Origin of the sequence: Roseateles sp. YR242 (assembly GCF_900109745.1) — a bacterium.
Lineage (GTDB): Bacteria > Pseudomonadota > Gammaproteobacteria > Burkholderiales > Burkholderiaceae_C > Roseateles.
In genome coordinates, this window is sequence record NZ_FOAV01000021.1 from 1 (window position 1) to 23,271 (window position 23,271).

Annotated in this window: 21 protein-coding genes; 6 read left to right on the forward strand and 15 right to left on the reverse strand. The window is 66.2% G+C overall.

Features of this window, described 5'->3' with window-relative positions; genetic code table 11:
- Positions 1-649 precede the first annotated feature (649 nt).
- The 10 genes from BMY53_RS23970 to polA all read right to left on the reverse strand — a co-directional run bounded on the left by BMY53_RS23970 (position 650) and on the right by polA (position 12,822).
- Positions 650-2,155, reverse strand: coding sequence for a tripartite tricarboxylate transporter permease (locus BMY53_RS23970; protein ID WP_092949591.1), 1,506 nt, complete (start codon positions 2,153-2,155; stop codon positions 650-652).
- A 10-nt stretch (positions 2,156-2,165) separates the two neighbouring features.
- The gene (locus BMY53_RS23975) at positions 2,166-2,633 is read right to left on the reverse strand and encodes a tripartite tricarboxylate transporter TctB family protein (RefSeq protein WP_092949485.1); all 468 of its coding nucleotides are present in this window, start codon (positions 2,631-2,633) and stop codon (positions 2,166-2,168) included.
- A 127-nt stretch (positions 2,634-2,760) separates the two neighbouring features.
- Entirely contained in the window at positions 2,761-4,479 is a 1,719-nt protein-coding gene (locus BMY53_RS23980; protein WP_255370363.1) for a GspE/PulE family protein, read from the reverse strand.
- Positions 4,480-4,672: 193 nt separating this feature from the next.
- On the reverse strand, positions 4,673-5,464 hold the full coding sequence (locus BMY53_RS23985) for a spermine/spermidine synthase domain-containing protein (protein WP_092949489.1): 792 nt from the start codon (positions 5,462-5,464) through the stop codon (positions 4,673-4,675).
- Positions 5,465-5,519: 55 nt separating this feature from the next.
- The gene (locus tag BMY53_RS23990; protein WP_255370359.1) at positions 5,520-6,155 is read right to left on the reverse strand and encodes a DNA-deoxyinosine glycosylase; all 636 of its coding nucleotides are present in this window, start codon (positions 6,153-6,155) and stop codon (positions 5,520-5,522) included.
- Entirely contained in the window at positions 6,152-7,033 is an 882-nt protein-coding gene (locus BMY53_RS23995; protein ID WP_092949491.1) for a TatD family hydrolase, read from the reverse strand. The genes BMY53_RS23990 and BMY53_RS23995 overlap by 4 nt, the downstream gene beginning before the upstream one ends.
- A 24-nt stretch (positions 7,034-7,057) precedes the next feature.
- Positions 7,058-7,960 carry a formyltetrahydrofolate deformylase gene (gene purU, locus BMY53_RS24000; RefSeq protein ID WP_092949594.1) on the reverse strand — a complete coding sequence of 301 codons (903 nt, stop codon included), beginning with the start codon at positions 7,958-7,960 and terminating at the stop codon, positions 7,058-7,060.
- Positions 7,961-8,065: 105 nt separating this feature from the next.
- A complete protein-coding gene (locus tag BMY53_RS24005; RefSeq protein WP_092949493.1) occupies positions 8,066-8,767 on the reverse strand; it encodes an ABC transporter ATP-binding protein in 702 nt (233 codons plus the stop codon).
- Positions 8,760-10,019: a lipoprotein-releasing ABC transporter permease subunit gene (locus tag BMY53_RS24010; protein ID WP_092949495.1), complete on the reverse strand. Its 1,260-nt coding sequence runs from the start codon at positions 10,017-10,019 to the stop codon at positions 8,760-8,762. The genes BMY53_RS24005 and BMY53_RS24010 overlap by 8 nt, the downstream gene beginning before the upstream one ends.
- Before the next feature lies 1 nt (position 10,020).
- The gene (gene polA, locus BMY53_RS24015; RefSeq protein WP_092949596.1) at positions 10,021-12,822 is read right to left on the reverse strand and encodes a DNA polymerase I; all 2,802 of its coding nucleotides are present in this window, start codon (positions 12,820-12,822) and stop codon (positions 10,021-10,023) included.
- Between the two features lie 50 nt (positions 12,823-12,872).
- On the opposite strand from polA, the gene BMY53_RS24020 reads away from it, so the two are divergent.
- From BMY53_RS24020 to BMY53_RS26125, 3 genes are all read left to right on the forward strand, one after another.
- Positions 12,873-13,247, forward strand: a complete 375-nt coding sequence (locus BMY53_RS24020) for a hypothetical protein (protein ID WP_092949497.1) — start codon at positions 12,873-12,875, stop codon at positions 13,245-13,247.
- A 62-nt stretch (positions 13,248-13,309) separates the two neighbouring features.
- Positions 13,310-14,281, forward strand: coding sequence for a homoserine kinase (locus tag BMY53_RS24025; RefSeq protein WP_092949499.1), 972 nt, complete (start codon positions 13,310-13,312; stop codon positions 14,279-14,281).
- Positions 14,278-15,291, forward strand: coding sequence for a BPSS1780 family membrane protein (locus BMY53_RS26125; RefSeq protein WP_177201031.1), 1,014 nt, complete (start codon positions 14,278-14,280; stop codon positions 15,289-15,291). Before BMY53_RS24025 ends, BMY53_RS26125 begins: the two co-directional genes overlap by 4 nt.
- A 79-nt stretch (positions 15,292-15,370) precedes the next feature.
- Here the strand turns inward: BMY53_RS26125 and BMY53_RS24040 are convergent, their stop codons facing one another.
- The 3 genes from BMY53_RS24040 to BMY53_RS24050 all read right to left on the reverse strand — a co-directional run bounded on the left by BMY53_RS24040 (position 15,371) and on the right by BMY53_RS24050 (position 19,967).
- Positions 15,371-17,041, reverse strand: coding sequence for a HipA domain-containing protein (locus BMY53_RS24040; RefSeq protein WP_092949505.1), 1,671 nt, complete (start codon positions 17,039-17,041; stop codon positions 15,371-15,373).
- Between the two features lie 4 nt (positions 17,042-17,045).
- Positions 17,046-17,342, reverse strand: coding sequence for a helix-turn-helix transcriptional regulator (locus tag BMY53_RS24045; RefSeq protein ID WP_177201032.1), 297 nt, complete (start codon positions 17,340-17,342; stop codon positions 17,046-17,048).
- A 156-nt stretch (positions 17,343-17,498) separates the two neighbouring features.
- Positions 17,499-19,967, reverse strand: coding sequence for a UvrD-helicase domain-containing protein (locus BMY53_RS24050; RefSeq protein WP_092949509.1), 2,469 nt, complete (start codon positions 19,965-19,967; stop codon positions 17,499-17,501).
- A 37-nt stretch (positions 19,968-20,004) separates the two neighbouring features.
- On the opposite strand from BMY53_RS24050, the gene BMY53_RS24055 reads away from it, so the two are divergent.
- Positions 20,005-20,418 (forward strand): YchJ family protein, encoded by a 414-nt coding sequence (locus BMY53_RS24055; protein WP_092949511.1) that lies wholly within the window; start codon positions 20,005-20,007, stop codon positions 20,416-20,418.
- Positions 20,419-20,466: 48 nt separating this feature from the next.
- Positions 20,467-21,297 (forward strand): pseudouridine synthase, encoded by an 831-nt coding sequence (locus BMY53_RS24060; protein WP_255370360.1) that lies wholly within the window; start codon positions 20,467-20,469, stop codon positions 21,295-21,297.
- A 23-nt stretch (positions 21,298-21,320) separates the two neighbouring features.
- Here the strand turns inward: BMY53_RS24060 and BMY53_RS24065 are convergent, their stop codons facing one another.
- Together BMY53_RS24065 and BMY53_RS24070 are read right to left on the reverse strand one after the other, a co-directional pair.
- Positions 21,321-22,400 carry a WD40/YVTN/BNR-like repeat-containing protein gene (locus BMY53_RS24065; RefSeq protein WP_092949515.1) on the reverse strand — a complete coding sequence of 360 codons (1,080 nt, stop codon included), beginning with the start codon at positions 22,398-22,400 and terminating at the stop codon, positions 21,321-21,323.
- A 57-nt stretch (positions 22,401-22,457) separates the two neighbouring features.
- Positions 22,458-22,727 carry a MoaD/ThiS family protein gene (locus BMY53_RS24070; RefSeq protein WP_092949517.1) on the reverse strand — a complete coding sequence of 90 codons (270 nt, stop codon included), beginning with the start codon at positions 22,725-22,727 and terminating at the stop codon, positions 22,458-22,460.
- A gap of 229 nt (positions 22,728-22,956) precedes the next feature.
- Here BMY53_RS24070 and BMY53_RS24075 point away from each other — a divergent pair, with 229 nt between their 5' ends.
- The gene (locus tag BMY53_RS24075; protein WP_092949519.1) at positions 22,957-23,139 is read left to right on the forward strand and encodes a CsbD family protein; all 183 of its coding nucleotides are present in this window, start codon (positions 22,957-22,959) and stop codon (positions 23,137-23,139) included.
- Positions 23,140-23,271: the final 132 nt, after the last annotated feature.

The window sequence follows — 23,271 nt, forward strand, 5'->3', positions numbered from 1 at the left end:
CCAGCGTTCAATCTGAGCCAGGATCAAACTCTACAGTTCGATCTTGATTACTCAACGGAATTGAACAAAGACTATTTTCATAGCTTCATTCTTTCTTCCGTGAGCGTTGTTAGATTTAACCTTCTCAGGTTGCATCCGTCCAAACGCCCACGCTTATTGGCTGTAAATTTTTAAAGATCATCGAAGCAGCTTTCGCCATCTTCGTCGCACTGGCTGTCGTCGTTTTGTTAACGTCGTCAGCAGCGCAGAAGCGAGATTATGAATCATTCTTTTTGATTTCGTCAAGCAGTCAGTGCAAATTATTTTTTACGCTGACTGCGAGAGATTCATCATCAAGACGCCTCACTCGCCACCGGCACTTGGAGTCTTAAACTACTCCGCCTTCCGGCGCCGCTACTGAACAGATTCTCAAGGAGTTCTTGAAGAAGTTCTTTATCAGCAGCGAAGCCCACGACTGTAGCACAGCATTTTTGGCCGAGACAACAACCCCAGTGAGAAGCTGGCGATATTCGCCCTTTTCATGAAAGTTGCCGCAGTGCGATCGGAGGGCACCCGCGCCCTCGCCCGCCTTCCTCTCAGAAAAAAGGCCCGCATCAGCGGGCCTTGGTTCATGTGGGGTCCAGGCGCATGTCCTGAAATGCGCCAGGGATCATTCTTCCTGGAACGCTTCCTCGCGCTTGTTCTTGATGGACGGCAGCATGACGATGACCACCATCAGTGCCGCCGCGATCAGCAGGCCGGCGGAAAGTGGGCGGGTCATGAAGGTCGCCCAGTCACCACGCGACAGCAGCAACGCTCGGCGCAGGTTCTCTTCCATCATCGGGCCCAGGATGAAGCCCAGCAACAGCGGCGCAGGTTCGCAGCTCAGCTTGTAGAAGATGTAACCCACCACCGCAAACGCGGCCGTCATGTACACGTCGAAGTTGTTGTTGTTCAGCGTGTAGGTGCCGATGCAGCAGAACACCACGATGGCTGGGAACAGGAAGCGGTAGGGCACGGTCAGCAGCTTGATCCAGATACCGATCAGCGGCAGGTTCAGGATCACCAGCATCAGGTTGCCGATCCACATGGAGGCGATCAGACCCCAGAACAGTTCCGGGTTGCTGGTCATCACTTGCGGGCCGGGCTGGATGCCCTTGATGGTCATCGCGCCCACCATCAGCGCCATCACCGCATTGGGCGGGATGCCCAGCGTCAGCATCGGGATGAAGGAGGTCTGCGCGCCTGCGTTGTTGGCAGACTCCGGTCCGGCCACCCCCTGGATGGCGCCCTTGCCGAAGCGGCTCGGGTCCTTGGCGACTTTCTTCTCCAGCGTATAGGCCGCAAAAGAGGCCAGCAGCGCGCCGCCGCCGGGCAGCACCCCCAGCACCGAGCCGAGCGCGGTCCCGCGCAGCACCGCCGGCCACGCGTCATGGAAGTCCTGCTTGGTCGGCCACAGGCCCTTCACGTCCTTGGTGAAGACCTCGCGATGCTCGGCCGGCTGGCCCAGATTCGCGATGATCTCGCCAAAGCCGAAGATCCCCATGGCGATCACGACAAAGTTGATGCCGTCGGTCAGTTCCGGAATGTCGAACGAAAACCGCGGGGTGCCGGAGATCACGTCCGTATTGACCTGCCCCAGCAGCAGCCCCAGCACAATCATGCCGATCGCCTTGAGCAGCGAGCCCGACGCCAGCACCACGGCGCCGATCAGCCCCAGCACCATCAGCGAGAAATACTCGGCGGGCCCAAACTTGAAGGCCAGTTCCGTCAACGGCGGCGCAAAGGCCGCGATGATGATGGTGCCCACGCAGCCAGCGAAGAACGAGCCCAGGCCGGCAGCCGCCAGCGCGGAGCCCGCACGCCCTTGTCGGGCCATCTGGTAGCCATCGATGGCGGTCACCACCGACGACGATTCGCCTGGCACGTTGATCAGGATGGCGGTCGTGGAACCGCCGTATTGCGCGCCGTAGTAGATACCGGCCAGCATGATCAGGGCAGGCGTGGCATCCAGGGCATAGATGGAGGGCAGCAGCATCGCGATGGTCGCGACCGGGCCCAGGCCCGGCAGCACGCCGATCAGCGTGCCCAGCACTGCGCCACCGAAGGCATACAGCAGGTTTTGAAGCGTGAGGGCCGTCTGGAAGCCCAGCATCAGGTTGTTCAGCAGATCCATGTGGGGCTCCTCATGCGCCAAGGAAGGTTGGCCACACAGGGATCACGAGACTCAATCCCCACACAAAAATGGCCCAGCTGCCCAGCGTGAGCACCACGCTGCTCAAGATGGCATCACGCCAGCTGAATTCGTCACTGGCCATGGACGAGATGATGATCAGCAGCGGCAAGGTGATCGCCATGCCCAGCCGCGGCAGGGCCAGGCCGAAGATCACGATGGCGCCCACCACGATCAGCAGCGGCCGCCACGCGATGGAACCGATGGGCTGTCCGCCCTCCGATTCAATCGTGAGGGCCTTGAACAGTACCGCAGCGCCCAACAGCGCCAGCAGCACGCCCAGCCCGAACGGGAAATAACCAGGCCCGGGGCGGGCCGAACTGCCAAAGCTGTAGTGGACCAGTGAACCCCACGCGAACGCGACGCCAACGACCACAAACAACAGCCCTGACCAGAAGTCGCGTTGACTCTTGATCTTCATCGAGGGAACCTCTAGCGGCTTGAATTGCGGCGATTCTAGGGAGCGCGAAGGCGCCGCTCTCTGTGGTTTCCACGTAAACGACGTAAACCCCTGCCCGGGCATTCCCTCGGTCGTCAGGTGGGCGTTCTCACCCCTGGTTTTCCCATGTGGGTGTGCTGCGCAGCACCTCGTCCATCGTCGTCAGCCCTTCAGCCACCTTCATGGCCCCCCCCAATCGCAGGGGCCGCAGGCCTTCCTGCACCGCCTGCCGGCGCAGGGCTGTCGTGTCGGTATGCGGGTGCAAATGCTTGCGCACGGTGTCGGACAGCATCAACAGCTCATACAAGCCCGCACGCCCCCGGAACCCGGTGTTGCGGCAGTCCAGGCAGCCCACCGGCTTGTAGGGCTTGACTGCGCCGTTCAGGCGCCAGGGCTTGAGCATCTCGTTGAGCGTGTCGCGGGTGACGTCCGGATCTGGTGCCTTGCACAACGGGCACAGGGTGCGAACCAGCCGCTGGGCCAGCACGCCGATCACGGTGGCGTCGATCAGATAGTTGGGCACACCCAGGTCGGTCAGCCGCGTGATGGCGGACACCGAGTCATTCGTGTGCAGAGTGGAGAACACCAGGTGGCCGGTCAGCGATGCCTGGATGGCCATCTCGGCCGTCTCCAGGTCGCGGATTTCCCCCACCATGATGATGTCTGGATCCTGGCGCATCAGCGCCCGCAGCCCTTCCGCGAAACCGAAGTCAATCGAGGCCAGCACCTGGGACTGGTTGAACGACGGCTCGATCATTTCGATCGGGTCCTCCACCGTGCAGACGTTCACCTCGTCCGTCGCCAGCCGCTTGAGCGTGGAATAGAGCGTGGAGGTCTTGCCGGAGCCGGTGGGCCCCGTGACCAGGATGATGCCGTGCGGCCGGGCCGTCAGGCGCGTCCAGCGTTCCGCGTCATGGCCGGAGAAGCCCAGTTGCGCCAGATCCTTCACCGCCGTGTCGGGGTCGAAGATCCGCATCACCATCTTCTCGCCGAAGGCGGTCGGCAAGGTGGACAGGCGCATTTCCACCTCTTCGCCGGCGGGATTGCGCGTCTTGATCCGTCCGTCCAGCGGACGGCGCTTCTCCACCACGTCCATGCGGCCCAGCAACTTGATCCGGGCGGTCATCGCCCCCATCACGGAGGGCGGCAACTGATAGACGGTGTGAAGCACCCCGTCGATGCGGAAGCGGATGGCCCCCATGTCGCGGCGCGGCTCCAGGTGGATATCCGAAGCCCGCTGGTCAAAGGCGTACTGCCACAGCCAATCCACCACCTGCACCACGCCCTGGTCGTTGGCATCCAGCTGCTTGTTGCTGCGCCCCAGCTCCACCAGTTGCTCGAAGCTGGCGGTCTGGCCCACCTCGCCGGTCTTGGACGCTGCCCGCACCGAGCGGGCCAGGGTGAAGAATTCGGTGGTGAAGCGACTGATTTCCTGCGGATTGGCCAGCACCAGTTTCACCCGCTTGCGGGTGTGCGATTCGATCTGCGGCACCCAGGCGATGTCCAGCGGCTCGGCGGTGGCCACCGTCACCTCGGTCAGCGCCACCTGAATCGGCAGGCAGCGTCGCGCCTCCGCGTAGTTGGCCGACATCACGTCCGCCACGCGGCCCACATCCACCTTGAGCGGATCGATCCGCATGTAGGGCATCTTCAGATGGCCGGCCAGCCACTCGGTGATGGCCTCCACGTCCAGCGGGCGGCCGGAGTCCTTGCGGGTGAGGCCGGCATTGCCCAGGCGCACCAGCGGATGCAGACCGCTGTGGCCAGCGGCGAAGCGGGTCAGGGTCTGCTGGCCCAACGCGGCGTCGATCACGCCGTCCTCCATCATCCAGTTCAGCAGCGTGCGCCACTCCAGCTTGCCCCCGTTGGCCGCATCGCCGGACTTGGCCGCACTGGCCGCCTCGGATCCCTTGCGGGCGGTGGGGGCCTGGCCGCTCTGGACGGTTTGGCCGCTTTGAGCGGCGCCGCCAACCTGGCTGTTTTGGCCCGTCAGGCCATTGGAGCTCGATGTCTTCATAAGCTCAATCGCGGATCTGGTTGATGATGTTCATCGGCAAGGGGCGCACCAACTTCAGCCATTTTCTTGCGGGCAGCTCGAATCGGTCCTCGATCAGGGCCGCCCGGCGCTCCAATTCCTCCCGGTCCGGCACCTGCACGCCGCGCGCCGCGACCACCACCGTGTTGCCTTCACGCGTGGGCGACAGATGCCACACCTGGTCCGACCCGAAGGCCATGGCGATACGCGCCGCACTGCGGGCGAAGCTGGCGCTGCGGCCAAACAGGTTGACCGTCATCAGCCCGCCATCGGCCAGCACGTTCCGGCAGTCGTTGTAGAACTGCTGGTCGTCCAGCACCGGGGCGGCGGCCTCATGGTCGTAGAGGTCCACATTCAGCACCTGTGCCGTACCCCAGTGAGCGGCGTCGGCCACCCACTGCCCGGCATCCTCGTTCAGCACCTGGAAGCGGTCGTCATCGTCCGGCAGGTGGAACCAGTGGCGGCAGGCGCTGATCACGGTCGGGTTGATCTCCACGGCCGTGGTCTTCATCTTGAGCTGGCGCCGGCTGAAACGGCTCAGCGCACCGGCGCCCAGCCCCAGTTGCACCGCCCTGCCCGCAGTCACCTCGGCAAACTCACGCCAGAGCATCCACACCATCATCCGCTGGATATATTCAAGTTCCAGCCGGTCGGGCTTTTTCACCCGCATGGCGCCCTGCACCCAGATCGAATCCAGGTGCAGGTAGCGGACCCCGTCGAATTCGCTCAGCGTGGCCTCGACCCAACTTGTCTTGTTCTTGTCCCGCTTGTTGCCCACTGCGCCGTCCCGATGAGGTTTACTGCCGATGATCGCCGGATGACCGCTGATTGCGTCAACCTTGACTTGCAGGCGGCTCGCCTGGCCCCGCCAGGGCCCGCCACGCCTGCAACTTCTGATCGTAGGGCATCGTGTGGGCGGGGCTGGAAGACGGAAGCACGAGAACGCGGTAAAGCTTTGCAAGCAGGCCCACTGGCTGTTGTTGGTCTTGGTGGGCCTGCTGTGGGCCTTGTTGGTGCGCCTGCAGTGAACCTTGCTGCTGAAGCTGCTGGAGCTGTCGCAAGCCCAGCCGGCCGGCCGTGCCGCCATTGAAGGCGATCACCTCCAGCGCCGGCAGCGCCTGCAGCAGCCGGCCCAGGTCACTGGCGGCGGGGCGGCGAATGGCGCTGTCCAGGCTGCCCTGTCGTTCGGTCTCGGTGATCACGTCCCACAGCGCGATGCGATGGTGCCGCAGTGCCGCGAGGCGCTCCTCATAGGGCAGGCCGGCCAGCGCGATCCCTTTCACGTCCCCCAGCAGCCGCCAGAACTGGTTGCGGGGATGGCCGTAATACTGCTGGATCTTCAGGGAGGCCAGCCCGGGGAAGCTGCCCAGCAGCAGCCAGCGCGCGTCCGGGGCGTAAACCGGCGCCAGCCCTTGCCACCGGAGCGGCGGCACCGGGAGGCCGGGCGTGGCCGGATCGACCTTGCTCACAGCGCGCCAGCGGCGCCGCCGTGCCCCACAGCCGCGTCGTCCTGGCTCGCGGCCGTGTGATCGTGCCCCAGCGCCTTCAGACGCGGCAAGGCCGCCTGCGCATTGGCGCGGGTGATGCGGGCCGCCTCCTCAACCGTCCAGCCGCGCAGTGTCGCCAGGGTGGCCCCGATGCGCGGCAGCTCCGCCGGCTCGTTGCGCATGGACGCACCAGCCGCCCGCTCCTGCGCCGTCTTGTAGAGCCACTGCGGAGGAATATCCGGCGCATCCGTCTCGGTCACCAGCGCCTCGGCAGGCAACTCGGCGGCCAGGCGGCGGATCTGCAACGAGCGCTCGAAGGTGACGGTTCCGCCAAATCCCAGCTTGAAACCCAGCGCCAGGAAGGCATCGGCTTGCTGCCGGCTGCCATTGAATGCGTGCCCGATGCCGCCCGTGGTCAGCCCCACGCGCCGCAGCCCCCCCAGCAACTGGTCCGCACTGCGCCGCACATGCAGGATCACCGGCAGCTCATGGCGCCGCGCCAGCTTGATCTGTTCCAGATAGAAGTGCTGCTGGCGCGCCGGGTCCAGGGACTTCACGAAGAAATCCAGCCCGATCTCCCCGATCGCCACCAGCCTGGGGTCGTCCCGGTGCGCCGTGAGCGCCTGGTCCAGCGCCACCAGGTCCTCCTGCGAGGCCTGCATCACATACAGGGGATGGATGCCCAGCGCATAGGCAAAGCCATGTTCATGCGCCAGGGCCCGCACGGTGTCGAAGTTCTGCACCGACACGGCGGGAATCACCACCTGGTTCACCCCGGCCGCACGGGCGCGTGTCACCACGGCGGCGCGGTCGTCGTCAAACTCCCCCGCGTCCAGGTGGCAATGGGTGTCTATCCACATAGATCGGCCGCCTGAACCCGCAGCTCAGCGGAATACCACCGTCCGATGGCCGTTGAGCAGCACCCGGTGCTCCGCATGCCACTGGATGGCACGCGCCAGGGTGACGCACTCCACATCGCGGCCGATAGCGACCAACTGGTCCGGTGTCATGCTGTGATCGATGCGGGCCACGTCCTGTTCGATGATCGGGCCTTCGTCCAGATCGGACGTCACATAGTGCGCCGTGGCCCCGATCAGCTTCACGCCCCGCTCATGCGCCTGGTGATAAGGCCGTGCGCCCTTGAAGCTGGGCAGGAAGCTGTGATGGATGTTGATGGCACGCCCTTCCAGGTAGCGGCACATCTGCGGCGACAGGATCTGCATGTAACGCGCCAGCACCACCAGGTCGATCTGCTGCTCCTCGATCACCTCCTGGATACGGCGCTCCTGCGCCAGCTTCTGCTCCTCGGTGGCTTGCAGCAGCGGGAAGTGGTGGAACGGGATGTTGTGCGAGGCTGCCAGCTGATAAAAATCCCGGTGGTTGGAGACGATGGCAGGGATCTCGATGGCCAGATGCCCGGTCTGCACCCGGAAAAGCAGGTCGTTCAGGCAATGCCCCAGCTTGGAGACCAGCAGCAGCACGCGGGTCTTGCGCTGGGTGTCCACCAGCTCCCAGTCCATGCTGAGGCGTTCGGCCAGCGGGGTGAAGGCGGCGCGCAGGGTCTCGACCGCGCGGGGCTCCGCGCATTCGAACTCGATGCGCATGAAGAAGCGGTGATGGTCCGCGTCCCCGTGCTGGGCCGAGGTCAGGATGTTGCCCCCCTGGGCCAGCAGCTCGCCGGTCACGGCGTGCACGATGCCGGCCTGATCCGGGCAACTCAGCTTGAGAATGAACCGGCGGGAAGCCGCCGCAGTGGCGGGAGAAGAGGAAGCGGTGCGGGACGTCATGATGGGACCCATCGTAATTCACGGGCCGGCCCGGTGCGGCTGGCGCCCCATCGATCCACCTCGCCATCGGTGAAGCGAGGCTGGCCCGTCGGTGAACGCTGGCCGTCAGCCCAGCGACTGCAGCGCGCCGCCCACCAGCCGACGCTGGTGCTGGCATCGGCCGGCCAGGTCCTGGTCGTGCGTCACCATGACAAAAGCCGTGCCCTGCTCCCGGGCCATCTCCAGCATCAGGTCAAAGACCGTGCCGGCGGTGGTGCGGTCCAGGTTGCCGGTGGGTTCGTCCGCCAGCACGCACGCAGGCCGGGTGACCAGCGCACGGGCGATGGCCACGCGTTGGCGTTCCCCGCCGGACAGCTCGCCGGGGCGGTGCGCGCCGCGCGCGCCCAGGCCCACCCGCGCCAGCACGGCGGCGGCCTGTTCGCGCGCCTGCTCGGTGGGCACCCGCCGGATACGCAGCGGCATGGCCACGTTGTCCAACGCGCTGAATTCCGGCAGCAGATGGTGGAACTGATAGATGAAACCCAGGTGCTGGTTGCGCCACTGGCCGCGGGCGGTTTCGCCCAGCGTGGCCAGGTCGCGTCCCATCAGGGTCACACGGCCGGCGCTGGGCTTGTCCAGCCCTCCCAGCAGGTGCAGCAGCGTGCTCTTGCCGGAGCCCGAAGCGCCCAGCACGGCCACGGTCTCGCCCGGCTGCACGGTCAGGTCCAGCCCATGGAAGACCTGTACGTCCAACGGCCCCTCCACAAAGCGCTTGCCCAGGCCCAGGCCCTGCAGCACCGGGCCTTGTTTGATGGCGGTATCACTCATAACGCAGCGCCTCCGCCGGTTGCACGCGGCTGGCACGCCAGCTGGGGTAGAGCGTGGCCACGAAGGACAGGATCAGGGAGGTCACAGTCACGGGAACGATGTCTCCCCATTGCGGGTCACTCGGCATATGGCTGATCAGGTAAATGCTGGCCGGCAGGAAGGTGGTGTGCAGCACCTTCTCAATGAAGGGCACGATCACATCCAGGTTGTGCGCCACCAGCAGCCCCAGCCCGAGCCCGGACAAGGTGCCGATCACGCCCGCCAGGGCGCCCTGGATCATGAACACCCCCATCACCGAGCGGGGGCTGGCGCCCAGGGTGCGAAGGATGGCGATGTCCGCCTGTTTGTCGGTGACGGTCATCACCAGCGTGGACACCAGGTTGAAGGCGGCCACGGCCACGATCAAGGTCAGGATGATGCCCATCAGGCGTTTCTCGACCTGCACCGCATCAAACCAGTTGGCATTGGTGCGGGTCCAGTCGCGCACCAGGATGTCGCGGGTCAGGCGTTGCTGCAGTTCCTGGCCGACAGCCCGGGCCTGCTGCACGTCTTTCAGGCGCAGTTGCACGCCACTGGGGCCACCCGTGCGGAACAGCTTGGCGGCATCGTCCACATGCACCAGGGCCAGGCCGCTGTCATATTCATAGTGGCCGGCGGAGAACACGCCCACCACATTGAACTGCTTGTAGCGCGGCACCACGCCAGCCGGTGTCACCTGGCCGCTGGGCGCCACCAGGGTGATCTTGTCCCCGGCCTGCACGCCCAACTGACGGGCCAGTTCCACGCCCAGGATCATGTTCCACTCGCCGGCCTGCAGGCGCTGCAGCAGCCCCTCCTTGGCCAGCGCGGCCGCCACCGGTGTCACCGCCGGCTCCAGCGCCGGGTCGATGCCACGCACAATCGCGCCGCGCATGTCCTCGCCCCGGGCAATCAAGGCCTGGGAGCTCACGAACGGCGCGGCGCCCACGACCTCCGGGTTCTCCTTGGCCTTGGTGGCCACGGCCTGCCAGTCCGGCAGCGCTTCCCCGGTGTAGTTCAACAGCTCCACATGCGAGACCACCGACAACATCCGGTCCCTCACCTCTTTCTGGAAGCCGTTCATCACCGACAGCACGATGATCAGTGCCGCCACCCCCAAGGCGATGCCAAACATCGACACCCCGGAAATGAAGGAGATGAAGCGATTGCGGCGCCCCCCACGACCCGCCCGCGTATACCGCCAGCCGACCTGCAACTCATAAGGAAAATTCATATCAGTGGGCTTCGTCCCAGTTGCTGCCGATTCCGACTTCGGCAAGAAGCGGGACTTTAAGCGCTGCCACACCAGCCATGAGCGTCGGCACCTCGGCCTTCACCCAGTCCAGCTCGTCTTCGGGCACCTCGAACACCAGTTCATCGTGCACCTGCATGACGATGCGGGTGCGCTTGTTCTGCTCGTCCAGCGCCTTCTGCACCGCGATCATGGCCAGCTTGATCAGGTCGGCCGCCGTGCCCTGCATCGGCGCGTTGATGGCCTGGCGTTCTGCACCGCTGCGGCGCGGGCCGTTGCCGGAATTGATCTCGGGCAGCCACAGGCGCCGGCCAAAGGCGGTTTCCACATATCCCTTGGCCTTGGCGAACTGCTTGGTGTCGTCCATGTAGGTCCGCACACCGGAAAAACGTGTGAAATAGCGGTCGATGTAGTCCTTGGCCGACTTCAGCTCGATCCCCAGCGACTGGGACAACCCGAAGGCGCCCATGCCGTAGATCAGCCCGAAGTTGATCGTCTTGGCATAACGGCGCTGCTCCGGCGTCACCGCCGCCAGCTCGCCCCCGAACACTTCGGACGCCGTGGCCCGGTGCACGTCCTGCCCGTCCTGGAACGCGCGCAGCAGGCCCGGGTCTTCGCTGATGTGCGCCATGATGCGCAGCTCGATCTGGGAATAGTCGGCACTCACGATCCGGTGCCCCGGCGGCGCCACAAACGCCTCCCGTACCCGGCGTCCCTCGGCCGTGCGGATGGGGATGTTCTGCAGGTTGGGTTCGTTGCTGGAGAGGCGTCCGGTCACAGCCACCGCCTGCGCGTAGTTGGTGTGCACCCGGCCAGTCTGGGCATTCACCATCAGCGGCAGCTTGTCCGTGTAGGTGCTCTTGAGCTTGGCCAGCGCCCGGTATTCCAGGATCTTGGCCGGCAGCGGGAAGTCGGCGGAGAGTTTTTCCAGCACTTCTTCGTCGGTTGACGGCGCCCCGGTGGCGGTGCGCTTCACCACGGGCAGCCCGAGCCGGTTGAACAGGATCTCGCCGATCTGCTTGGGCGAGCCCATATTGAACGGCTGGCCGGCCATCTCATAGGCCGCCTGCTCGGCGGCCACCATGCGCAGGCCCAGTTCGGCACTCTGCGCCTGGAGCTTGGCCGCATCGATCAGCACCCCGGTGCGTTCGATCCGCGCCAGCAACTGCGACACGGGGATCTCCAGCTGCTCATACACAAAACGCAGCTGGGGCTCGGCTTCCAGGCGCGGCATCAGCGTCTGGTGCACCTGCAGGCACATCTCCGAATCCTCGCAGGCGTACTCGGCCGCCTTGGCCACTTCCACCTGCGCGAACGGAATCTGGTGCGCACCCTTGCCGCACAGGTCTTCGTAGCTCAGGCCCTTTCGGCCCAGCACCCGGTCGGCCAGTGCCTCCAGGCTGTGGCTGCGGTGCGCTTCCAGCACATAGCTTTCCAGCATGGTGTCAAAGGCATAGCCCTGCACCGCGATGCCGTGATTGGCCAGCACATGCGTGTCGTACTTGATGTTCTGCCCCACCTTGGGCCGGGTGATGTCTTCCAGCCAGGGTTTCAGACGGGCCAGCACCTCCTCCAGCGGCAGTTGCACCGGGGCGTCCGGCCCCTCGTGGCGCAAGGGCACATAGGCCGCCTCGCCCGGCGCCACGCTGAAGCTGATGCCCACGATACGGGCCTTCATCGCATCCAGCGCATCGGTCTCGGTGTCCAGCGCCGCCAGCGGCGCCTGCTGCAGGCGTTCCAGCCAGGCGTCCAGGCGGGCCCAGTCGGTGATGGTCTCGTAATGCTTGTCCACCGGGGCTGGCGGCACCGGGGCGTCGGCAAACATGTCGGGGGTATGCGCCTCGCCCCCCACCGCGCCCGGCCCGGTCTGGGTCGGCGGCTGCGCCGCCACATGCGCCGGCGCAGCCCCGCCCAGGCGGGTCTCCAGCTCACGCTTCAGGGTCTTGAAGCCATGGCGCGTGTAGAACTCCAGCAACCCGGCCTCATCCATCGGCTTGAAGGTCAGGGCTTCCAGCGCCGGCCAGCCCGCCACATGTTCACACAGGTCGCAATCCAGCTTCACCGTCACCAGCTTGCGGCCCATGGGCAGCCAGTCCAGGGCCTTGCGCAGGTTCTCGCCCGCCACGCCCTTGATCTTGTCGGCCGCAGCGATCACGCCGTCCAGCGAGCCGTGTTCGGCAATCCACTTGGCGGCCGTCTTGGGGCCCACCTTCTCCACGCCCGGCACGTTGTCCACTGCGTCGCCCATCAGGGTGAGGTAGTCGATGATGCGGTCCGGCGGTACGCCGAACTTGGCCAGCACGCCGGCCTCGTCCAGGCGCTCGTTGGTCATGGTGTTGATCAGCGCCACATCCGGCGTCACCAGCTGGGCCAGATCCTTGTCCCCGGTGGAGATCAGCACCTGGTGCCCGGCCTGGGCGGCCACACGGGAGAGCGTGCCGATGCAATCGTCCGCCTCCACGCCCGGCACGGTCAGCACCGGCCAGCCCAGCAGCTTCACCATCTCATGGATGGGCTCGATCTGTTCCCGCAGCGCATCCGGCATGGGGGAACGCTGGGCCTTGTATTCGGGGTACCACTCGTCGCGGAAGGTGGGGCCGGAGGCATCGAACACGCAGGCGGCATGTTCCGCGCCGGCGTCATCGCGCAGCCGCTTCAGCATGGCCACCATGCCGTGGATGGCGCCGGTGGGTTGGCCCTGGGGTCCGCGCAGGTCCGGCATGGCGTGATACGCGCGATAAAGATAGCTGGAACCGTCCACCAGCAGCATCAGGGGTTTACTCATGATGCTATTGTGCCCGGGGCCCATCGGGCCCTCGGGCATAGAATGTCAGCATGAACACCACCCGCCTCGCACAGCTGTCGAGTTTCCCGTCCCTGGTTGCCGCCGCCTGTATCGCCCTGGGCGGCACCGCGCCCGCCTGGGCTGCGGACGCGCCGGCAGCGGTGCCACCGGCCGCTGAGGTCCCCGCCCCTACCGTGCGCGAGGTACCGCCAGCCAAGGTCGAACAGATCGTCCAGGAGGACGACAAGGTTCGCATCGAGGAGACCCGGGTGAGAGGCCTGACTCAAAAGGTTGTGGTCAAGCGCAAGGACGGCGCGCCTGAGTACGAGATCCTGCTCAGCGACACCGGCAAAGACATCCCCGTCCGCCAGGGCGCCGATCGCGGCAATGCCGGTCAGCGGGTCTGGCGTTTGCTGAGCTTCTGATCGGCGGCCGGCAACACAGGCATCCCTGACCCGCCGGCCCGGTCCACCCTACCTTTTTTTCCATGGCCGTATTCACCGACGTCACGCCCGCGCAGGCGCAGACGCTGCTCGATACCCTGAACCTGGGCGAACTGCAGTCGCTCAAGGGCATTTCTGCCGGTATCGAGAACACCAACTACTTCGTCACCACGGCGAAGGGCGAGTTCGTGCTCACGCTGTTCGAGCGCCTGACCTTTGAACAGCTGCCCTTCTATCTGGAGTTGATGCGCCACCTGGCGGGCCGCGGCATCCCCGTGCCGGCCCCCCAGCCAGACACCGAAGGCCGCATCCTGCATACGCTGTGCGGCAAACCCGCCGCCGTGGTGGAAAAGCTGCGCGGCGGCCATCAGCTCGCCCCGGACCAATTCCATTGCGAGCAGGTCGGCGCCGGCCTGGCGCGCATGCATCTGGCCGGGGCGGACTTCGCCCTGCACCAGGAGAACCTGCGCGGCCTGCCCTGGTGGCGCGAGACCGTGCCGGTGGTTTTGCCGCATCTGGCACCGCCACAGGCCACCCTGCTGGGTGAGGAACTGGCCTTCCAGGAGCATCTGGCCCCCGGCGCAGCGCAGTTGCCGCGCGGCCCTGTCCACGCCGACCTCTTCCGGGACAACGTCATGTTCGAGGGCCTGCCCGGCCGGGAACGGCTCAGCGGCTTCTTCGACTTCTATTTCGCCGGTGTCGACACCTTCCTCTTCGACCTCTGTGTCTGCCTGAACGACTGGTGCATCGACCTGGCCAGCGGCCGGCTGGATGAGCAGCGTGCCACCGCGTTCGTGGCCGCCTACGAGGCGGTGCGCCCCCTCACTGGCGCCGAGCACCGCCTGATGCCCGGCATGCTGCGTGCAGCCGCCCTGCGGTTCTGGATCTCCCGGCTGTGGGATTACCACCTGCCACGTGAGGCCAGCCTCCTCAAACCCCACGATCCCACCCATTTCGAGCGCGTGCTGCGCGAGCGTATTGCCCGTCCGTGGCATGCGCTGGAGTCCTTGCCATGATGTTGCACCTGCAGTCCGTCCCCGCCCGCAATGGGCTTGTCTGGGTACGGCACGGCCTGAAGGTGGTGCAGCGCCAGCCGTTCGCGCTGGTGGGGCTGTTCTCTCTGATCATGCTGGTATGGACCCTGCTGAGCCTCACCGTGGTCGGCTCCCTGGTCTCGGTGGCCTCGGTGCCGTTGGTCTCGCTGGGTTTCATGCTGGCCTCGCACCAGGTGCTGCAGTCGCACACTCCCACGGTGCAGGTCTTCACGCAGCCCCTGCAGCTCACGCCGGAGCGGCGCAAGGCTCAGTTGCTCCTGGCGTTGCTGTGTGCGGTGTCCAGTGTGGTCATCAGCCAGATCTCGATCTGGGTGGCCGGAGGGGCCATTGACCAGTTGGCCGCACTGGCGAAGTCCGGCACCCAGCCGGACTCGGCCGCCGTGGTGGCCGCCATGACCGACCCGCGGCTGGTGCAGGCCTCCCTCACCTTCTTTGGCCTGCTGGCCATCGTGAGTGTGCCGTTGTGGCATGCGCCGGCACTGATCCACTGGGGGGGCCAGGGCGTGATCCAGTCGCTGTTCTCCAGCACGCTGGGCGTCTGGAAGAACAAGGGCGCCTTCCTGGTGTCGGGCCTGGCCTGGATGGGCCTGACCTTTGCCTGTTCCATCGTGGTGAGCCTGATTGCCGCGCTGCTGGGCTCGCCGATGTTGGCCACCTTGCTGCAGGTCCCTGTGTTCTTCGTGCTGTTCACGGCCTTCTTGTGCTCGCTGTACTTCACCTTCATCGACTGCTTCATGTTTGGCGCACCGAAGGATCTGTCAGTACCACCAGCGCGCAAGGTGACTGCTCAAGGGGACTTGAGCGTCGCTGGGGCGCCTGAGGGCGCTGCCGCGGAACCGCCGGCACCTATTTCCCTGCCTGCACCTGCACCTTCGCCTGCACCTGCGCCTTCGCCTGAACCCGCCCAGGAGCCTGCGCCAACGCCGGCCCCCTCCTCCCCGCCCAACGAAGACCGCCCGAAGGAAGGGTGACATCCGCTGCGAGGCGTGAGGCAGGGCGCCGTGCCGTGCATGGTGCCGTGCGGCATGCAGTGCGTGATACGGGGCGCCCTTAGCGCCTGCCAGAGTCAGTATGAAGCAGGTCGTCCGCGAGGCCCCGTTGGGCACGGCTGGTGACCTGCACAACCTCCACAATCGCCGACAGGGTCGTGGCAGGCACCTGATCCGCCAAGGTGCTGGCCAGGGCTTTCGCCTCCACGGGCGCTGCAGTGCTCAGGCGGCGCAGTTCGTGAGCAAGGCTGCGGGGCTTGACGCCGCAAGCCTGGGCCGCAAGCACCCAGTCCCGCGTGGAAGCCGCAGGTGGCACCATGCCAATCCGCGCGGCACTGCTTTGCACGGCACTGCTTTGCACGGCACTTCTTTGCGCGGTATTGCTTTGCGCGGTATTGCTTTGCGCGGTATTGCCTTGCGCGGTATTGCCTTGCTCGTCAGGCGCCGGGATCCCAAGCGCCGGGGGGCACCAGAGGTTCATCAGCGGGGCCAGACGAAGCCCGGCGTGATCCAGGCGGAACCACAGATCGCTGGGCGACGCATCCCGCTGCCCGATCAACTGCAGGAACATCCACCAGCGGATCAGCGCCCGCCGATCCACCAGTGGCAGCGGGCTTTCCGCCACCAACGCACCGAGTCGCGCCCAGGGCTGGGTGGCCCCAACGGCGTGCGAGGAATCGAGATCCTCCGCATCCGGCGGCGGCAGCCCTAACACTTGCGCCGCAGAAACCACATGCAGACGGCGCACCCGACCGTCGGCCAGCCGATGCCGGTCGATCCGCCGCAATTCCAGCACGGGCACCGGCACCCGCCGCACCTCAGCGGCCACCACGTCCAGGCCCAGTCGCGCCGCCAGGCGCAGGCAGAACAGTTTGTTGAAGAGCAGATCCGCCCCCGCCGGGCCCAGGGGCGGCGCCTCCAACAGGTGGGTAGAGGCGAGCTCGGGGGTTCGTGTCCAGCACCATTGCCCCTGATCCAGATAGACCCCCAGCAGCGGCCGGTCTGCAGCCCCGGGCGCCACCGGCCACCAGGGCATCGCTTCACCGCTGGCCGCGTCCGTCAACCACGCCGAAGCTGGTGCCTGGAGGCGATCGGCCAATTCCCGCGGGGCGATCACCCGTTGCTGAAGCCTGTGGGGCGGCCGTCCCGGTCCGATGGCCCGTAAGGCCACGGCGCCTGGCAGGTCGTCACCCGCCGCGCGCAGCAGCGCCAGGGCGTTGTCCTCGCCCACATTTAATGCGGCCGCCAATCCTCGCCGGGCTTCACCATGGGGGAGTAGGTGTTCAAGATAAAGCGCTGTGTCGAGCTGCCAAGCCCCTTGCGGCTCATCGGGTGCATCGCGCCCATCGGGTGCATCGTGCGCGTCAGGTGCATCGCGCGCATCGGATGTATCGCGCACATCGGATGTATCGCGCACATCGGGCGCTTTGGGCGCTTTGGGCGCTTTGGGCGCTTTGGGCGCTTTGGGCGCATCGGACGCATCGGGCCGATGGATTTCCAGGGACAGTTGGCGCCCATAGGGCCCATGGGGCCCGCCGTTCAACGGCAGCCGCGGGCTCAAGGGATAAGCGCGCAAGCTTGCCATCCACTCCGGCAGGTAGCGCAAAGCAAGCGGCGGCGGTTGCTGCTGCGCAGAGTCGGCAGCGCGCCCCGGCGGCAGCGGCGCCACCACCTGCGGCCGGCTGTCCAGCACGGCGGCGGGCTGGTCATCCAGCCACACCTGCACCTCCACCGGCCTAATCCTCGTCGCGAGTGGCCAGGATGGCGCGACGCACCACTTCACGTTCGGTGGCAGCCACCGCAAACAGGGTCACGCCCAACTCCCGGGCGGCCCGCAGCACGGTCGGCAGGCCCACGCCTGCGCCGCCCTTCTCGATGTTGATCATCGTCTGGCGGGACACGCCAATGGCGTCTGCCGCTTCCACCAGGGGAATGCGCGAGCGGGTGCGTGCCGAGCGGATAGCCGCACCCAGGGAGGCGGCGTCCAGCACGGTAGGGTCGTGAGGAGGATCGAGAGGAACGACGGTACGCATGGCTTTCCAGACTGCAGAGAAGTTCACCCTCCCTCCCGGCATCGATAGGTCCAGATTCCTGGACTCTTATGAAAGCACCGCCCCGACTCTAACGGCTTCCGTTCTCCCTCCAATTCAGTCGCCCATTTGATTGGGCCGCCAACCGGAGGGTGTACGTCAATCCGTCGGCGTCAGCTTCGCCACGCTCAGCGCCAGCCACTTCACGCCGTGCCGGCCAAAATTAACCTGCGCCCGGGCGTCCGGCCCGCTGCCTTCCAGCGTCAGCAGCACGCCTTCACCAAACTTGTTGTGAAAGACGCCCTTGCCCACCCGCAAGCCGCCGTGTTCGTCGCCCGTCTTCTGGGCGGCGGACTGCTTCATTGAAGAAGGCACAGGCGCAGACGCAAAGCTGGGCGGTTCCACCCGGCCCGCGCCCACCATGGACTTCAGGCCCGAGCCCCGCTGCCAGGCCTGTTGGTAGTCCTTCGCAAAGCCGGAGCCAAAGCCCTGGTTGCGGGGTGTGAGCCACTTCAAGGTTTCCTCGGGCAGCTCCTCCATGAAGCGGCTCTTGATGTTGTAGCGGGTCTGGCCGTGCAGCATCCGGGTCTGGCAGAAGCTGATGTACAGCCGCTGCCGGGCCCGGGTGATGGCCACATACATCAGGCGGCGCTCCTCCTCCAGTCCGTCTGCATCGGACAGCGAGTTTTCATGCGGAAACAGCCCCTCTTCCATGCCAGTGATGAACACCGCATCGAATTCCAGTCCTTTGGCCGAGTGCACCGTCATCAGCTGGATGGCGTCCTGGCCCGCCTGGGCCTGGTTGTCCCCGGCCTCGAGCGAGGCGTGGGTGAGGAAGGCCGCCAGCGGCGACATGATCTCGCCCGTCTCCGCATCCGGCGTGGCCGGCGCGGCAGCGGCGATGGCGGAGGGGAAACCGTCGGCAATCTGGCCCGGTGAGTGTTCATCCACCGGCAGCGCCACCGCGTCCTTGCCAAATCCTTCCTGGGTGACAAAGGCCTCGGCAGCGTTCACCAGTTCCCCCAGGTTTTCCAGCCGTTCTTCGCCTTCCTTCTCGGCACGGTAGAAGTCGGCCAGCCCGGAGGCCTCAATGATGTGCTCGATGATCTCGCGCAAGGTCAGGCCTGTGGTGGCCTGACGCATGGCGTCCACCATGCCCACGAAGTTGCCCAGGCTGATGCCACCACGGCCACTCACCGCCGCCACGCTCTGGTAGAGCGAGCGGCCGCTCTGGCGGGCGGCATCCTGCAGCAGCTCCACCGTGCGGGCACCAATGCCACGCGCCGGGAAATTGACCACGCGCAGGAAACTGGTGTCGTCGTTGGCGTTCTCGATCAGGCGCAGGTAGGCCAGCGCATGCTTGACTTCCGCCCGTTCGAAGAAGCGCAAGCCGCCATACACGCGGTAGGGCACCCCGGCATTGAACAGCGCCGACTCGATGACACGGGACTGCGCGTTGCTGCGGTACAGCACCGCAATCTCCTTGCGCGCCAGCCCCTGGCGATGCAGCGCCTGCGCCTCTTCCAGCAGCCACTGCGCCTCGGCGAAGTCGCTGCTGGCCTCATACACCCGCAGCGGCTCGCCGGCCCCTGCATCGGTGCGCAGGTTCTTGCCCAGGCGGCGGGTGTTGTTGCTGATCAGCGCGTTGGCCGCGTCCAGGATGTTGCCGAAGCTGCGGTAGTTCTGCTCCAGCTTGACGACCTTTTGCACGCGATATTCGCGTTCGAAGTCGCTCATGTTGCCGACGCGGGCACCACGGAACGCATAGATGCTTTGGTCGTCATCTCCGACCGCAAAGACACCCTGGCCGCGCCCTGGCGGCGCGAACATCTTCAGCCAGGCATATTGCAGCTTGTTGGTGTCCTGGAACTCGTCCACCAGCACGTACTGGAAGCGGCGTTGATAGTGCTCCCGCACGGCGGCGTTGTCGCGCATCAGCTCGAACGAACGCAGCATCAGCTCGGCAAAATCCACCACCCCTTCGCGGGTGCACTGGTCTTCGTAGTTCTGGTAGATCTCGACCAGCTTGCGGGTCTGCTCGTCACGCAGGTCGATATCGCCCGGGCGCAGGCCGTCTTCCTTGGCACCGGCAATGAACCACGAGACCTGCTTGGGAACAAAACGCTCCTCATCCAGCTTCATGGCCTTGATGACCCGCTTGACGGCGGAGACCGTGTCCCCGGCGTCCAGGATCTGAAAACCCTGCGGCAGGCCGGCGAGCTTCCAGTGCGCGCGCAGGAAGCGGTTGCACAGGCCGTGGAAGGTGCCGATCCACATGCCGCGCACGTTGACCGGCAGCATGGCGGAGAGCCGGGTCACCATTTCCTTGGCGGCCTTGTTGGTGAAGGTCACGGCCATCACGCCGGCCGGCGTGATCACGCCCTGGCTCATCAGCCAGGCGATGCGCGTGGTCAACACCCGGGTCTTGCCCGAGCCGGCACCGGCCAGGATGAGCGCAGGCTCCTGGCCCAGCGTCACTGCCGCATGCTGCTCGGGGTTGAGGTTGTCCAGCAAGCCACGCGGCACGCGTGGACGAAACAGGTCGCTCTGAGCGTCCTGGCCGTCCTCGTGGTCTGGCGTGCCGTGGGCATGGTGGGCGCCGGGCGCGCCGAAATCCTGGGAATTCATCCAGCCATTCTAGAGAGGATGGCATGATGCCGGCCCGATGAAGCCCGAAATTTTCCGCCCCGATGCCCCCTGCCCCTGCGGCCGCCCCACCGCCTACGGGCGCTGCTGCGGCGCATTGCATGCGGCCTTTGAACAGCGCGGGGTCCTGGAGGCACCGGACGCGGAAGCGCTCATGCGTTCGCGCTATAGCGCTTTTGTGCTGGAACTCCCCGGTTATCTGCTGGCAACCTGGCATCCGCTGACCCGGCCTGCGCAGTTGGAACCCAACGAACCCGGCCTGACCTGGCTGGGGCTGGAGGTCAAACGCCACGAGGTGCAGGACGCCACCCACGCCACGGTGACGTTTGTGGCTCGCAGCAAGCTGGGCGGCCGCGCCCACCGGCTGCAGGAGACCAGCCGGTTCGAGCGGGTGGACGGTGCCTGGTTGTATCGGGACGGTGATCTGGGCTGAGCCGCGCCGCCCCGCCTCCGTTTCTGCTTGCTAGCGCCCATGCTGCCCATGACTACAGCCCCGTTCCCGCCCCCGCATCCGGCCACCGCCCCGGAATCGTTGCCCGATGCCGCGCAGCCTCGTGCGCCACTGCCCCTGCTGCATCTTGACGCGCATCTGGCCGTCGTGAACAAGCCGGCCGGCCTGCTGGTCCACCGCACCGCCCTGGATGCGCATGAGCAGGACGCCGCGCTGCAGCGTCTGCGCGATCAATTGGGCCAACCCGTCTGGCCTGTGCATAGGCTCGACCGTGGCACCTCCGGTGTGCTGGTGTTTGCGCTCAGCGCCGACATGGCCAGCCGGCTGGGCGTGGCCCTGGCCGAGCGCCTCACGCACAAGCGGTATCTCGCACTCGTGCGCGGCTGGCCCGGGGCGGACAATGGCAGCGTGAGCCACCCACTGGCGCGGGACCCGGAACTGCCGTCGGAAGGGCAACCGCACCTGGAAGCGACCACGCACTGGCATTGTCTGAACCGCCTCACCGTGCCGGTGACGACTGCCCCACGCTTCCCGGAGACCCGCATCAGCCTGATGGCCTGCGAACCCGTGCAGGGACGACGCCACCAGATCCGGCGGCATCTGAAACATCTTGCTCATCCCATCATCGGCGATGCCAACTACGGCAAGGGCCCCTTGAACCGCGCACTGGCGGCGCACTTCGGCCTGCAGCGGCTATGGCTGCATGCGCATCAGCTGGACCTGATGCACCCCGCCACGGGCGAGCGGCTCAGGCTGGAAGCGCCCGCCGGTGCGGAGTGGCAGCCGTGGCTGTCAGGGCCGTCCGGGCTGTCAGCACCAGGCGCCCGGTCCGCACACGAGGGCGAGGGCCCCCGCGCCTAACCCCCTGCGGCCTGGTCACCAGGTCATCCAAACCGCACGCAATACACGGGCGGCAGCGTGTGCGAAACATTGCGCCAGTGGTCCCCGCCATCGCCGCTGGCCCACACATTGCCGGTGGTGCTCCCCATCATCAGCCGCCGGCCATCGGCGTGAGCCGCCAAGCCGTGGCGGTACACCAGGTCATAGCAGTGCTGCTGCGGCAGCCCCACCCGCAGGGTCTCGAAGCTTTGCCCGCCGTCCCGCGTGCGATTCACCACCAGGGCGCCGTCCACCGGCAGGCGCCGCTCGTCCTTGATGGCCGGCACAAACCAGGCCGTCAGCGGGTCAGACGCATGGGCCGCCACCGCGAAGCCAAAACCGGATATAGGCGGCTTCAGCTCATCCCAATGGGCCCCGCCGTCCTCACTGCGCCAGACCCCGTTGTGATGCTGGCACCAGAGCACTTCGGGGTCGGACTCGCTGGCGACGATGCGATGCGGGTCCTGGGTGTTCTCCTCACCCGCCTGCTCGGGGGGCATGAAATCCGCCCGCATGCCCTTGGCGCTGATGCGCCACTGTGCCCCGCCGTCCTCGCTGCGCCATGCGCCACCACAGGAGATTCCCAACAGCACACGCTGCGGGTCGGCCGGATCGAGGCAGATGGAATGGATGCCGGGCGCGTCGTACCCCCCGCCAAACCAGCCCAAGCGTTCCGGCTTGTGCCAGAGCGATTCCACCAGCCGCCAGGACACAGCATCGTCCTCGCTCACAAACAGTCCGCCCGGGATGGTGCCCGCCCACAGGCGCTGGTCCGGCCCGCGTTCCAGGGCCCAGATCTGCTGCAGCTTCCAGGGCGGCCCTTCGGCCCCCTCGGGCTGTGCCGGAAAAGCGGGGGCGGGCAGTTCCTGCCAATGGTCGCCCCCGTCATCGGACGCCTGGATCTTGCAGCCGAAGTGGCCCAGGTTCAGCGCGGCCAGCAGCCGCCCGCCCGTGGCCGCGGGTGGCAGCACCATGGTGACCGGATCGCCCACGAAGTGGTGGCGGGCCACGGTCCAGGCATCGCCATCGCGCTGCTGCATCTCGAACAGCCCCTTTCGGGTGCCTATCCAGGCGGTGGTCGTCATGGACGTCTCCTGTTGTGGTTGTGATGAGATCTAAAAAGCTCGGCGGTTCAGCCGCCGTCAGCCCCCTGACAGTGCCTGCAGCACATACACGCGTGATTGCGGCCCCAGCGGGTCGGTGAGCCCCTGCCGGTCCCGGGCTCGCTGTCCATCGATGAAGACGGCCACATGGGTGCGCAGGTGGCCCTGTTCATCCAGGATGTAGTCGCGCAGTCGCGGGTTCAGCGCAAATGCCTGCGCCAGGGCCTGGCCCAGCTGCGTCACATCGCAGTCGAGCACAGGCGTGTCCACGTAACGGTGGAGCTGGGCGGTGAATTGGAGGTGCGCCATGGGCCGGCATGCTGCGCCGAACAGCCGCCGAAGAAAAGAGGCCCCGCTGGCCACCGGGTGTCCTGTCCCCTGTTCGCCCTGCGTAGTTCGCTACAGCCGTAGGTCCGCACTGACAACAGAACCACCCCTGCACCTGCACCGCGCCGGACCACGCATGCCTACGATGCAATTGCCTCCCGCGAATTCTTCGAGTGCGCGGAACCCTGCAACCAACCATTGGAGAATTGCCATGAACAAGGATCAAGTGAAGGGCGCTGTCAAGGACGCAGCCGGCAAGGTGCAACAAAAGACCGGTGAAGCCATCGGCAGCACCGAACAGCAAGCCAAGGGTCTGGCTCGCCAGGCCGAAGGCAAGGTGCAAAAGTCCTACGGTGACGCCAAGGAAGTGGCCAAGGACGCCAACAAGCACTGAACGTCTGCCGGTTTCCGGTCATGAAAAGCGCGGCCTGGCCGCGCTTTTTTCTTGTCTGCGCCCTGCGCACTGCCTCAGGAGGAGGCACAGCGCAGCGGACAGTCCAGGACACAGCCGCCAGCCCCGCGAAAT

Excerpts from the sequence above, each read along its gene's own strand:
- BMY53_RS23975 (WP_092949485.1), bottom strand. The coding sequence starts at position 2,633 with ATGAAGATCAAGAGTCAACGCGACTTCTGGTCAGGGCTGTTGTTTGTG.
- BMY53_RS24065 (WP_092949515.1), bottom strand. The coding sequence starts at position 22,400 with ATGACGACCACCGCCTGGATAGGCACCCGAAAGGGGCTGTTCGAGATG.
- polA (WP_092949596.1), bottom strand. The coding sequence starts at position 12,822 with ATGAGTAAACCCCTGATGCTGCTGGTGGACGGTTCCAGCTATCTTTAT.
- BMY53_RS24050 (WP_092949509.1), bottom strand. The coding sequence starts at position 19,967 with ATGAATTCCCAGGATTTCGGCGCGCCCGGCGCCCACCATGCCCACGGC.
- BMY53_RS24020 (WP_092949497.1), top strand. The coding sequence starts at position 12,873 with ATGAACACCACCCGCCTCGCACAGCTGTCGAGTTTCCCGTCCCTGGTT.
- BMY53_RS23970 (WP_092949591.1), bottom strand. The coding sequence starts at position 2,155 with ATGGATCTGCTGAACAACCTGATGCTGGGCTTCCAGACGGCCCTCACG.
- BMY53_RS26125 (WP_177201031.1), top strand. The coding sequence starts at position 14,278 with ATGATGTTGCACCTGCAGTCCGTCCCCGCCCGCAATGGGCTTGTCTGG.
- BMY53_RS24005 (WP_092949493.1), bottom strand. The coding sequence starts at position 8,767 with ATGAGTGATACCGCCATCAAACAAGGCCCGGTGCTGCAGGGCCTGGGC.
- BMY53_RS24055 (WP_092949511.1), top strand. The coding sequence starts at position 20,005 with ATGAAGCCCGAAATTTTCCGCCCCGATGCCCCCTGCCCCTGCGGCCGC.
- BMY53_RS23980 (WP_255370363.1), bottom strand. The coding sequence starts at position 4,479 with ATGATGGAGGACGGCGTGATCGACGCCGCGTTGGGCCAGCAGACCCTG.
- BMY53_RS24045 (WP_177201032.1), bottom strand. The coding sequence starts at position 17,342 with ATGCGTACCGTCGTTCCTCTCGATCCTCCTCACGACCCTACCGTGCTG.
- purU (WP_092949594.1), bottom strand. The coding sequence starts at position 7,960 with ATGACGTCCCGCACCGCTTCCTCTTCTCCCGCCACTGCGGCGGCTTCC.
- BMY53_RS24070 (WP_092949517.1), bottom strand. The coding sequence starts at position 22,727 with ATGGCGCACCTCCAATTCACCGCCCAGCTCCACCGTTACGTGGACACG.
- BMY53_RS24010 (WP_092949495.1), bottom strand. The coding sequence starts at position 10,019 with ATGAATTTTCCTTATGAGTTGCAGGTCGGCTGGCGGTATACGCGGGCG.
- BMY53_RS24060 (WP_255370360.1), top strand. The coding sequence starts at position 20,467 with ATGACTACAGCCCCGTTCCCGCCCCCGCATCCGGCCACCGCCCCGGAA.
- BMY53_RS24025 (WP_092949499.1), top strand. The coding sequence starts at position 13,310 with ATGGCCGTATTCACCGACGTCACGCCCGCGCAGGCGCAGACGCTGCTC.
- BMY53_RS24075 (WP_092949519.1), top strand. The coding sequence starts at position 22,957 with ATGAACAAGGATCAAGTGAAGGGCGCTGTCAAGGACGCAGCCGGCAAG.
- BMY53_RS23995 (WP_092949491.1), bottom strand. The coding sequence starts at position 7,033 with ATGTGGATAGACACCCATTGCCACCTGGACGCGGGGGAGTTTGACGAC.